Origin of the sequence: Acetivibrio clariflavus DSM 19732 (genome assembly GCF_000237085.1) — a bacterium.
Taxonomy (GTDB): Bacteria; Bacillota; Clostridia; order Acetivibrionales; family Acetivibrionaceae; genus Acetivibrio; species Acetivibrio clariflavus.
Map to the genome: position 1 here is coordinate 624180 of NC_016627.1, position 12633 is coordinate 636812.

The window sequence follows — 12633 nt, forward strand, 5'->3', positions numbered from 1 at the left end:
ATAGAGTTGGGCGACTGAGAAATATTGTTGATAAGCTATGTACCTGAAATGTTGAAGTATTCAATGGTATAGCCTTATGCAGGAAATTGATCTGACTATTTAATACGAAGGAGGAGTAGGGCATGTATGGACGTTTTACCGAAAAGGCAGAGAGAGCTGTAAACCTCTCACAGGAAAGCGCGATGGCTTTAGGTCATAATTATGTTGGAACAGAGCATTTGCTGCTTGGTTTGATAAAAGAAGGAAGCGGAGTTGCTGCAAAGGTTCTTCAAAATCAGGGAATAACTGAAGAAAAGGTACTTAAGGAAATAGAGGAGTTAATAGGGCATGGAGAGTATACCGGTGAGCAGCCGTTAGGTTTTACTCCAAGAACAAAAAGAGTGCTTGAGCTTAGCTTCAGGGAAGCCAGAAGAATGGGACATAATTATATCGGAACAGAGCATCTTTTAATAGGTATACTGAAAGAAGGAGAAAGTGTAGCTGTCAGAATTTTAATGGATTTGGGATTAGAACCGCAAAAACTGTATTCTGAAGTTCTGAAGATGTTTACAGAAGAGGCTCCGGGGGCAGCAGGAGTTCCCAAAAACCATTCTGCCAGTTCAAACACTCCAACTCTTAATCAGTTTGGAAGAGATTTAACTGAGATGGCCAGAGAGGCAAAGTTTGACCCGGTTATAGGAAGAGATAAAGAAATTGAAAGGGTAATTCAGATTTTGAGCAGGAGAACCAAAAACAATCCTTGCTTAATAGGGGAACCGGGAGTTGGAAAGACAGCAATAGCTGAAGGATTGGCTCAAAAGATTGTTGAAGGAAATATACCGGAAATATTAAAGGATAAAAGAGTAGTAACCTTAGACTTGTCCTCCATGGTAGCTGGGGCAAAGTATAGGGGTGAATTTGAGGAAAGGCTGAAAAAGGCTCTTGAAGAGATAAAGAAAGCAGGAAACGTAATACTTTTCATTGATGAGATGCACACAATCATCGGAGCTGGTGCTGCCGAAGGTGCCATTGATGCCTCCAATATTTTGAAGCCATCCCTTGCAAGAGGTGAAATACAGGTAATAGGTGCAACCACTCTCGACGAATACAGAAAGCATGTTGAAAAAGATGCTGCTTTAGAGAGAAGGTTTCAGCCTATTATAGTGGGAGAACCTACTGTAGAAGAAGCTATTGAGATATTAAAGGGTATTAGGGATAAATATGAAGCACACCATAGGGTGAAAATAACTGATGAAGCACTTGTGGCTGCAGTGAAACTTTCGGACAGATATATAACCGATCGCTTCCTGCCGGACAAGGCCATAGATTTGATTGACGAAGCGGCTTCGAAAGTCAGACTAAGATCTTTTACTGCACCGCCCAATTTAAAACAGTTGGAAGAGCAAGTGGAAAGACTGAGAAAAGAAAAAGAGGATTCTATAATATGCCAGGAGTTTGAAAAAGCGGCTCGTATAAGGGATGAAGAGCAGCGATTGAAGAATGAGCTGGAAAAAGCAAAGAATGACTGGCAGCAAAAGAATCAGACCACTACCAATACTGTTACTGAAGAAGAAGTAGCAGGAATTGTAGCTGACTGGACCGGAATACCTGTTAAGCGTCTTGCTGAAGAAGAATCAGAAAGACTTATGAAAATGGAAGAAATTCTCCATAATAGGGTAATCGGTCAGGAAGAGGCGGTTAAAGCTGTATCCAAAGCTATTAGGAGAGGAAGAGTCGGCCTGAAAGATCCTAAGAGACCGGTGGGTTCATTTATATTCTTAGGACCGACAGGGGTTGGGAAAACCGAACTTAGCAAGGCTCTTGCCGAGGCTTTGTTTGGAGATGAAAACGCTATTATCAGAATTGATATGTCCGAGTACATGGAGAAGCACAGTGTATCGCGTTTGGTGGGATCACCTCCGGGATATGTGGGATATGAAGAAGGAGGACAGCTTACAGAAAAAGTAAGAAGGAAGCCTTATTCAGTGGTATTGTTCGATGAGATTGAAAAGGCACATCCCGATGTATTTAATTTGCTGCTTCAAATACTGGAAGACGGAAGGCTTACCGACTCACAGGGAAGAGTTGTTGACTTTAAGAATACTGTAATCATAATGACATCAAACGTTGGGGCAAGGCTTATAACCGAGCCTAAAAGACTGGGATTTGCTTCGGCAAATGTTGATAAAGCAAAGAATTATAACGACATGAAAAATAATGTTATGGGTGAACTTAAAAATACCTTCAGACCTGAGTTCTTAAACAGAGTGGATGAAATAATAGTGTTCCATCCATTGGAGGAAGAACATCTGAAACGCATTGTAGGACTTATGATTGACAACCTTGCAAAGAGACTTAAAGAGAATGCAATTGAGTTAGAGGTAACGGAAGATGCAAAATTACTTTTAGCTAAAAAAGGTTTTGACCAGGTTTATGGAGCAAGACCTTTAAGAAGAGCTATACAGAGTATGGTGGAAGACAAATTGGCAGAAGAAATGCTTGAAGGAAGAGTCAAAGCAGGAGATAAAGTGGTAATTGAAAGCAAGGATGAAGAGTTGGTATTGAATAAAGTATAAATAAGCAAAAAATAGTCAGGGCTTTACGTCCCTGATTATTTTTTGCTTATTTAAGAAATGCAAAGGGGAACAGGAATAGACGTCGTTTTGGAGTTTTGTAAAAAAGAGTGTTGCAAAATTAATTTTTTGGTAATAAGCTATAAATTAATACATGGAAAGGCTGGATAAATAAAATAATTTAGTAGATTTCGATAAGAGGTGATTTGGGTGAAGTCAAATATTTATTGAGCTATAAAGTACATAAAAAGGATGCTGGCAGGAGGTTTGGCAGTTGTTTTTTTAGCAACTTTTACAGCATGCAGCGGAACTGATGAAGAAAGGACAAATTATGACGATGTTTCCCTAGAAAATCTCAAACCTGTACAGTTGAATTTTTATGTGATGCGTTATATGGGAGACAAAGACATTGATATTAAAGAAGTTGATAATATTATGAAGGAAATTGAGTTGTATATGGATCAACCCCACCTTTTATCGTCCAGGTACAGGGGAGTGGCAGTGGCGTCAAACAGCAAGAATCCTGAAAGAGTTTTGATGTTTTTGGAATGGCTGCATAAGTCCCAGGAAAACTATGATCTTTTTAGATACGGAATTAAGGACAGACACTATGGTTTGAAGGGAGAGAACTTCCTTTATAGATACTGTCGATTACCGTGAAGCAATAAAGGAAGCCAGTCTGCATAATATCAAGACTTCCCGGGAAGTGTTCGGTAAAATCGAGTATGGGCAAAGGTATGAAGGGGAGTCCCAAAAACTTGATGCAGAATGGGAGGCTTTAATTCCTATGTTTAATAATTACAATTCAAACCAGTTAAAGTTCTATGAGAATATTGACAAAGGTTTGATGAACATTACTCCGGAGGAACTTTGGGAGATGCAAAAAGAAGAAGGGATAGACAAATATATTGAATATAACAAAAATTTTTTACAGAGATAAGGGACATTAAATTTTTACTTATCCTTTAATGTAGTTTTTGCTGGTTGAGTATTTCTTTTCGGGGTAAAAACTGTCTTGGAGGAATAATGATGGAACGGAAAATGAATTTGTGGAGGTCGTTCAAAACAATATTTGTTCCACTTCCAATGTGCCTATCAATTGGTTGCAGTATGTTCCCGTCTGAAGAGGAAACGCTTGCACCGCCTCTTGAAGTTCCTGAGGAAATAACCTATAAAATTTTCGAAGCAAAGACCGGTTACATAGAGGAAGGCATAAAAGAAAAAGCAATCTTTATTGCTTATGATGAATCAGAGCTTTTTTTGAAAACTACAGCGGAAGACCCAGGAAAATATATGTGAATGTAGGAGATAGGGTTAAAAAGGAGATGTTATTGCAGAGGTTATGACGGATAATATCGAGAGGCGCATTGCCAACCGGCAAATAAAGGTTGATTCAAAACAGAAAGACCTGGATTATACCAAATCAATTTCCGGAATAATAATAAAAATGTACGAAGATGAAGCGGAGGTACTCTATAGTATCACAAACGGTCAAAAAGATAGTTGCCATAAGTGATGGAATGATAAGCAGTGAAATTCTGCGTAAGAGAGACTATGTCCAAAGGATTAGAGAAATTTTCAAAATTGATTTTATTGAGATTGTAGAATATAATATTGACTAACAGTTTATGTAAAGGTCTCAGTAAAAGTATACAAACTTTAGATGTTGTGAGGGAATCTTTAGCAGTTTTTTTATTTTAAAAGGATTAGCAAGGGGGTCAAAATGTATGGTGATTGAATTTGCAGTGGGTGTACTGGTAGCTTCATTGATTGCTTTAGGCTATGTGATTTTTATGAATGTAAAGTTTAAAGAAACACCTTCTGAAGGACATCATGACGCTTTCGACAGGGAAACCAAAGACCGCTATATCAAAAATATTACCAATGTCATGAAAAATTTCAACCTGAAAACAATAGCAAGTACTGTTACTGAATTTATGTATTGCTATATTGAGCAGACAGTAGCAGTTTTAAAGAAGGTTGGGATTCGTAAGGAAGTTGATATTATTGAAGATGGCAGTTTCGATAGAGATAGTATTTCGGATAATATAGTTATATCTGATGGAAAAAACAACTTTGCCACTGCATTGTTGGGCGGTAAAATTGTGGAAAAGTACATAGATAATGTTACGGACAAAGTATTATATGAAAAGGTAATAGAAAAAGGAATTTATTCTTTGGAAATGATACGAAGTGATCATATTGAACGTCAAAATGCAAATTTTTGTTCTAACTGTGGTGCGCCTATGAAAATAGAAGGGGATTTTTATGTATGTCCCAACTGCGGCACGAAATACACAACTGAATCTGCTAACTGGATTGTAGCCAATGTTACCTGTTATAATTATAAAACCGAAAATAGACTGACCTTTCTTTATTTCATACCTGTTCTTATTATGATTGTTTTAGCGTTTATTGCTAATTACGGTTCATGGAAAATGAAGGTTATATCTGTTTTGTATGATTTGGCTTTACTTGGAGTTGTGTTGGCATTATGTGCTTGGTTGACAAAGCTTATGAGTGGGCTTAATAAAATAGCCAAATATGATAAACAGTTTTCCAGAAAAAGTTTTCAAAAAAGAGTTGAGTATTTAGTTCGTACTTATGAAAGAGCGAAAGATTTAGATATTTCAAAAGTAAAATCTTTAATGGAGCCGTCACTTTATGAAAGATTAAAAGAGCAGAACAAGTATGACGAGTTTTATATGTTGGATTTTGAAATACGCAAATTGGTGGTTAGAGATTTTGAGATTAAAGATGATAAGCAACTGGCATATGTAACTATGGATGTTAATAAAATTACAATTAATGAAAAGAAAAAGATCAAGAAGAAAAAAGGAAAATATGACATTACATTATATAGACACAAGGATACATTGACTGATGTCAAACTGAATCCTGAGGTAATTACATGTGAATGCTGCGGACGTAATATGAACTTAACCGTTGATGGGAAATGTAAAGCTTGTGGTAACACCTATGATCTTTCTAAATATGATTGGATTATATACGATGTCAGTGATATTAAATAAGATATATTATTGTAAGTGGAAAGAAGCAAAAAATATTCAATATTTTCTTTTATTGGAGGTATAAATATGGGTTTAATTAAACAGGCCTTTGCTGCAACAAAGGAACAATTTAGCGAACTCTTGAGAGCAGGAGCGGGAAGTTTAGGTAGTGTACTTGCTGATAAATTTAAGGTGGTTATTGAGTGTCCAAACATGGGGGATAATATTTTAATGATGAAAAAGAGCTCGCAGACTGGACGTATCCCCAAAGACAGCGCTATTGTGGTACAACCGTCTCAAATGGCAGTTATTGTAGATAGTGGACGTGTTGTAGATGCTACAGCGGAACAGGGAGTATACATATTTGATCAATCTTCAACACCATGTTTTCTTCAGGGAGATTTTGAAGGTGCTATTAAAACTTTGTGGGAACGTTTTAAATTTGCAGGGGCAACACCTAATACTCAGCAGGTATATTATTTTAATATAAAAGAAATTATGGATAACGGCTTTGGAACAGCAACTCCGATTCCATACAGAGATTGGGAACATCCCCTTGTAAATCCGAGGGTTCCCGGTGGCCTGATGCCGATGAATGTAAATATAAAATGCTACGGAAAGTATACTTTCAAGATTGTAGATCCGGCAGTTTTTATGATGGAAGTTTGCGGTACAGCCAATATTTATGAAAAAGAAGAATTGGTTGATCAGATGAGGAGTGAAATAAATGCTGCTTTTAAGTCTGTTGTAAACCGACTCGGTTCTGATGATTACAAAGTATATGCTACCCAGTTATCTTCACAGGATCAGCTAATCCGTGAAATCATGGAAAAAGAGGTTTTGGATGAACCGATACGTAGACGGGGTATCAAGATAGTTTCCTTCGCTATCGAGAGCATGCAATTTGATGAGGCATCTAAAGCTAAGATAGATCAGTATGAAATTGGATCTGATGCTCTTACTCAACAGGGTATGATGGCTTCTTCCTATGCTAAAGCTATGGAAAATGCAGCTGGAAATGCAAAGGGTGCAGCCAATGGTTTTATTGGCCTCGGAATGATGAATATGGCATCGGGAGGAGTTTTTGGTAATGTACCTCAGAATCTTAATAAACAAGTTGCACAGCAGCAACAGGGAGGAAATGCAAGCTCTTTTGAAGCTTCAGGTACGGTTTGTAACAACTGCGGAAAACCGGTTAACGGAAAATTCTGTTCAAACTGCGGAACACCGGTTTCTCAAAAGAAGATTTGTCCGGTATGTAAAAATGAAGCTTCAGGAAGATTTTGTTCCAATTGTGGTGCCAGTTTGGAAGCTCCGGCCAAGAAGTTCTGCTCCGATTGTGGTACGGAAGTTCCGCAGAAGTTTTGTCCTAACTGTGGAAAGCCAGTTGAATAAATATGTAAAATGTGTTGTATTGGTGGTTCATATTTTGAGCCACCTTTATTATTTTAAGCTGTTTAAATAATTTTCTGGATAATTTTTCTGGGATTAAAGACAAGCAGAAAATAAAGAAATTTATATTCAGAGATGATAAAACATTATCCCCATGAAATACCAGAAGGAGAGCAGCAGAGGGTGGCCATAGCTTTTGCAAATAATCCTAAACTTATTTTTGCCGATGAACCTACCGATTCTGTGGAAAGCAAGAAATCATGCAGCACTATAAACTTAATAAAAATCAAAGGGTAAATACAAAAAATCAGGAACGTAATTGAAATATATAAGGATTAATTTCATTTATAATTTATGTACTGACAAATTCTTTAATAAATAATTTGGCTTTTTTATAAAATTTACACCGTTTTTTTAGATCCTTCTTAATTTCGCGTAAAAAAGCTGAATAGGTATCGACGAAATCGGCATCTGCTTCATATTCGCCGTAGATGATTCTATTATAAGTTGTGATTAGGTCGCTGAATTTAAGCTCATTTAATGAAACTTCAGCATCAATCCTTCTGGCGTACTCTTGAGGTGTTTCGTAATTGTACTTCGGATATTTGCAAGCTTTTAAGTAATCCAATATAATTTGGTGAATTATTTTCACTTTATAAGTGCTGCTTCCCTTGCGGAAGGCATTCTTGCTTTTTATAATTATAACAATAACATATATTAAAAGGATTAAGACTATGGGGATTCCTGTGTAAAGGCCAATTTTAATTAATATGTCTATAGTTTCTTTATTTGAATCCTTGTCTTCTGCAACCGGTTCTTCCTCCTCCTTAAGTCTATTTTCCTGTTGATTTGAGTTTGCTACTCCAACCTCAGTACTTTCGAACATAACCCATCCGTAACCTTTAAAATAAACTTCAATCCAGGCATGGGCATCAGAGTCAAATACCGGTTTATAACCTGTGGATAAGTATTTATAATACGCAGGGACTGAGGAAAAACTTGAGGAGGTATCTATTTTAAAACCGGTTACATAACGGGCCGGAATGTTGAGGCTTCTTAGCAGTAGAGCCGCTGCTGAGGAATAATGCTGACAAAAGCCTTCTTTGCTTTCAAATAAAAAGTATTCGATTTTGTCGGAGTTGTCTTTTGGGACTTTAGGAACAGGATTATAGGTATAATTGTTTTTTAAATATTTGATAATGGCTTCTATCTTGTCATAATCATTGTCTATTCCTTCTGTAATCTTTAATGCCAACTCATACAGCCTATCATTGCTATAGCCTTCGTATTGGGGGAGTGTGTTTTGAAGTTTAACTTTCCTTAAGGCCTCCTTAAAGGCTTCTTTGTCGGCTATATTTAAGGAATCAAAGGAAAAAGAAAAATCTTCTTTAATTATATTTTCAGTATAGTTCTCTATATGGTAGGTACCTCTGTTTTCATCGCAGGCGACAATAATATCGGGATTTTGTATACTGAAATTATCTATATATGGTCCCACAAATAAAATTGGTGTTTGAATACCGGTATAATTGATAACAATATTTTCTACTTCTCCTATTGCTTTAAAAGCAGTGAAAATACTGTTTTCGGTTTTGGGAAAGGATTCGTTTTGCAGCCATCGGTTTTTGGTATATGTATCATACACAATTGATTTAAAATATACTGTTTTATTGGTTTTAACTTTAAACAACTCAATACCCTCAAATACAAATTTATCTCTGATATTACCGCTTGTGGCAACTTCAGAAGCAAACTTATCAAAAGAATTTGTGCCTTCCTGTGAATTGCTTAAATAAACCTTTTTTGGTTTTGCTTGAAATGGGTATGGGCGAGACTGGAAAAGCAGCTGTGACAAGCCAATAATACATATTGCGTATATGATTGCTATACTTATAAAAGGCATTATATCTCTTTCTTTTTTCTTTTCAATCCTGGTGTAATAAATATAGAAATAATACACTATGCTGCAAAATATAAAAAATAAAAAGGTATATCGGTCACTTACAGCATTCAGCTGGTTTTCAACAAAACCTGCGGTCAAAGCAATAAGGGAAACGGGAATATAGACATAATTCCAAAACTTAAAATGTTTACATTTCGAAATAATTATATAAATCAAAATTGATATCAGTAAAATTACTGCTACTTGTCTTGGGATATCTATAGAAGAGCTATTACCAGCAATAGATTCAAAATACGGCATTAGAAACGCGCTTATATTATCTGCAATTAAATCCATGATTCCCAATAAGTACATGACAAAGAATCCGCCTATAGATAGCAGGGATAAAGCTGTCAGTGATATAAAAATTCTTTTCTTGTTGCCAAATAGGATTATAGATAATAAAAAACTAAAAAGAGAAATTATTAAATTATTTATGACGGAAATTTCGTATCCCATTATAGCGGATAATAAAAGAATCCATCCTAAGCCGTATATGAATTCTGCAAACATTTAGGCCACTTCCAATCTGCAAAGTTCATTTTCATAACTGATTTTGTATACTTTTATATTATTGGACAATAGATCCACTAAAGGCTGTTTATCCTGATCGGTTAAAATACTGCCTACTTCGCATTTGTTTTCATTGATTATGTAAATATTTATATCCGGTATCCTTGCACGGTTTAAAAGGATATATTCGCTTAATTCTTTGGTTATGTAGGGGGTAAAAATCATTATATTGGCATACTGTGCGAAACTGCCCAGTTCTTTTTCCAGTATACTGATGAATTCTCTGCCGGAAAACATCATATTGGCCAGGACATTGTAAAATTGTCCGAAATCGTTGATATTACTTGCTGAAATGTATTGCATGTCGAATTTGTAGTAGGAAAGATAAGTGGGAGTATTGTTTTCCAACAAGTATTTTATAGTTGCAACTACACATTCGATAATATAATCTTGCATGACCACATTATATTCAAAACTAAAGGGCAAACTGTCATAGTTTATAATTATTTTGGTACGGCTATTGATATTGCCCTCATTTTCTTTAACCAAAAGTTTCCCTTGTTTTGCACTTAATTTCCAATGAATTGCTTTTAACGGATCTCCCGATTGGTAATCCCGTACATTGGAAAAAATACTGGGATCTTTATTGGTTTTACTTACAATACTTTCGTTAGATTCAATTAAGGAAGTGTATTTATTAACCTGTATAAGTTCGCGTATTTTGGGATAGACCAGAATTTTGGGATTTTCTATCGACTTAAATTTAATTGTGAACAAGTTGAAAAAATCCCGTATACTTATTGACTGAATACCTATGTAATAGCTTCCTCTATATCGGCAGTCAACCTTCTTGACTGCTTTTTTTACTTCATCGGGATATAATATGAATTCATCTTCTTCTCCCAGTATAGTATCTTTGAAAAGCACCTTGCTATCGGTAAATTCAATGGTCATAGGACAAAACAGCAGTTTTGTGTGATTACTTATTTCGTAAGTATAAGTTATGACATCACCTTTTACTACAATACGCTGATCTACGTTTTCAAGCAGTCTGAAAGATGCCATGGTGAACAGTATTAACGAAAGAGATACAACGGGCAATAACAGTGCGGTGTAAAAGAGTATAGTAGATATATAACCGTCTTTGTAAATTCCCAATGCAATTGTAAAGATTAAAAAACATAGATATATGATTTTATTCTTTAACAATTTGAACACAGCCTTTCCTTTACTTCGCTGTTCTATTCAGGTACTGTTATCTTTTTTAACAGTTCATTTAATATATCTTCCACAGAGATATTTTCATACTTTGCTTCAGCCCTTGGAATTATTCGGTGTCTTACAATGGGCATTAGTACCTTTTTAATATCGTCCGGTGTTACAAAGTCTCTGTTTTGGTAATAGGCCCATGCTCTGGCCGCCCTTGCAACGGCTAAAGTACCCCTGGGGCTGATTCCTAGCTGGATTTGATTGCTCCTTCTTGATTCCTGTGCTATTTTAATAATATATTGAGCAACCTTTTGGTTTATTTTGACTTTAAGTATTTCTTCCTGAACTTCTAGTATTTCTTCTAATGTAACTACAGCTTCCAAATGTTCAAGAGGGATCTCCTGCCCGTAAATGCTTAAAATACCAAGTTCCTCTTCCTCATTGGGGTAGCCTATGGATATCTTCATAATAAAGCGGTCCAGTTGGGCTTCAGGTAAGGGATAAGTTCCTAAATGTTCTATCGGATTTTGAGTGGCTATAACCATAAAAGGCTTCGGTAAAGGATAGAGTTTACCGTCAACGGTAACTTTCTTTTCTTCCATGGCTTCTAACAAACCCGATTGTGTCTTTGGCGGTGTCCTGTTAATTTCATCGGCTAAGAAAATATTTGCCATGATAGCACCTTCTCTATATTCAAATTCATTGGTTTTGGGATTGAACATAGAGAAACCTGTAATATCGGAAGGCATAACATCCGGTGTGCAGGATATTCTTTTAAACTTCCCTCCGATTGTTTTGGATAATGCCAATGCCAGAGTGGTTTTTCCTGTACCTGGTACATCCTCAATTAATACATGACCGTCACAAAGAAGTGCCAAACACAATAATTCTATGGTGTCCCTTTTGCCTACAATAACTTTCTCAATGTTACTGACCATTCTTTCGATGACATTGTTATTTTTTTTCATAAAGTGCACCTTTTCTTATAATATTTGATTTAGTCAATAGCAGAGGTGAAATATGTTTGAACTAAATTATAATCCTATTTGTATTATAGAGTTTTTTTAAAATAAAGTAAATAAAAAACAATAAAGTCTTTAAAACGTAAGTGATTTTAATTATTTTGATTTTTATTAAATTTTCTTAAAGAAACTAGTTTTTCTGCCTCCAGGTATTAATTTTTTGTAAGTATTTTTTTTATGTAAAAATAATTCCGGGTAATGTAAGCGATTAAAAGGTTTGTGTTGTAAACTGTGAAGTGATATGACCTTCTGTTTTTGTTAACTTTAAAATATGTTACCATTATGCAAACAAAATAATTTGAAAATCATCTAAATAGTGATAAAAATATAAATTATATGCATTGTATAATTACATCAAAGAATAGAAAAATGATAGCATTGTTTAGGCTTTTATGAAGGTAATAATTGTTCTTCTTGTAAAGAAAGGGGGATTAAATATGAAAAAAAATTTTAAAACCGATAGTTTACCTGGTATTAATAATTTTTATTGCATTAAACATTGCTTTATATGTTAAATATTCAAGAGCGAATGCGGATTTACAACGTGTTGGTAAACTAGCTGGCAAAAATTACAAGAGAATATTTGAAAGTGTTGTAAATAGCAATTATTATCAAACATTTGATATAGGAAGAGTGCAGCTTTTAGAAGGAAAGATGGATGGTGCTTACTATTGTGCTGATATGATACCTTTTGGATCAGGTAAACTTGCTTGTTCTGCTATAGCCGATGAATTGAAAAGACAACTGTACATACTCTCAGAACAGTACTATAATAAAGGCTCATTTAGTGAAGATGATAGAATTGTATATAATGAAATACTTCAAGAGATATCGGATGTTTATGAAGCATTAACCTATGATAATTATGTTTATTTATCAACTAATAGAGAAATTATAGTGAACTACTCTAATTCCATTAAAAAGAAATATAATATAGATTATTAGCAGAAAGCATTAAAAACTCTTTACCTCTGGTTAAATAATTTAATATA

11 protein-coding genes are annotated in these 12633 nt (G+C 35.2%); 8 read left to right on the top strand and 3 right to left on the bottom strand.

Annotated elements, in window-relative coordinates; all coding sequences use genetic code 11:
- Positions 1–122 precede the first annotated feature (122 nt).
- From CLOCL_RS02655 to CLOCL_RS02680, 7 genes are all read left to right on the top strand, one after another.
- Entirely contained in the window at positions 123–2555 is a 2433-nt protein-coding gene (locus tag CLOCL_RS02655; protein WP_014253893.1) for an ATP-dependent Clp protease ATP-binding subunit, read from the top strand.
- 264 nt (positions 2556–2819) lie between these two features.
- Positions 2820–3212: a hypothetical protein gene (locus tag CLOCL_RS02660; RefSeq protein WP_027622502.1), complete on the top strand. Its 393-nt coding sequence runs from the start codon at positions 2820–2822 to the stop codon at positions 3210–3212.
- A gap of 127 nt (positions 3213–3339) precedes the next feature.
- A complete protein-coding gene (locus CLOCL_RS02665; protein ID WP_157834880.1) occupies positions 3340–3492 on the top strand; it encodes a hypothetical protein in 153 nt (50 codons plus the stop codon).
- Between the two features lie 89 nt (positions 3493–3581).
- Positions 3582–3851 (top strand): hypothetical protein, encoded by a 270-nt coding sequence (locus CLOCL_RS02670; protein WP_041714873.1) that lies wholly within the window; start codon positions 3582–3584, stop codon positions 3849–3851.
- A 158-nt stretch (positions 3852–4009) separates the two neighbouring features.
- Positions 4010–4174 (top strand): hypothetical protein, encoded by a 165-nt coding sequence (locus tag CLOCL_RS22365; RefSeq protein ID WP_157834881.1) that lies wholly within the window; start codon positions 4010–4012, stop codon positions 4172–4174.
- Positions 4175–4279: 105 nt separating this feature from the next.
- Positions 4280–5584, top strand: a complete 1305-nt coding sequence (locus CLOCL_RS02675) for a zinc ribbon domain-containing protein (RefSeq protein ID WP_014253894.1) — start codon at positions 4280–4282, stop codon at positions 5582–5584.
- A gap of 66 nt (positions 5585–5650) precedes the next feature.
- Complete coding sequence (locus tag CLOCL_RS02680) at positions 5651–6958, top strand: SPFH domain-containing protein (protein ID WP_014253895.1); 1308 nt, start codon at positions 5651–5653, stop codon at positions 6956–6958.
- Positions 6959–7307: 349 nt separating this feature from the next.
- Here the strand turns inward: CLOCL_RS02680 and CLOCL_RS02685 are convergent, their stop codons facing one another.
- The 3 genes from CLOCL_RS02685 to CLOCL_RS02700 are packed head-to-tail and all read right to left on the bottom strand — an operon-like array spanning position 7308 to position 11587.
- On the bottom strand, positions 7308–9410 hold the full coding sequence (locus CLOCL_RS02685; RefSeq protein WP_014253896.1) for a DUF4129 domain-containing transglutaminase family protein: 2103 nt from the start codon (positions 9408–9410) through the stop codon (positions 7308–7310).
- Positions 9411–10619 carry a DUF58 domain-containing protein gene (locus CLOCL_RS02695; protein ID WP_144687095.1) on the bottom strand — a complete coding sequence of 403 codons (1209 nt, stop codon included), beginning with the start codon at positions 10617–10619 and terminating at the stop codon, positions 9411–9413.
- Between the two features lie 32 nt (positions 10620–10651).
- The gene (locus CLOCL_RS02700) at positions 10652–11587 is read right to left on the bottom strand and encodes an AAA family ATPase (RefSeq protein WP_014253898.1); all 936 of its coding nucleotides are present in this window, start codon (positions 11585–11587) and stop codon (positions 10652–10654) included.
- Between the two features lie 687 nt (positions 11588–12274).
- Between CLOCL_RS02700 and CLOCL_RS02705 the strand changes: the two genes are divergently transcribed.
- Positions 12275–12586, top strand: a complete 312-nt coding sequence (locus CLOCL_RS02705; protein ID WP_027622507.1) for a hypothetical protein — start codon at positions 12275–12277, stop codon at positions 12584–12586.
- The last annotated feature ends 47 nt before the right edge of the window (positions 12587–12633 follow it).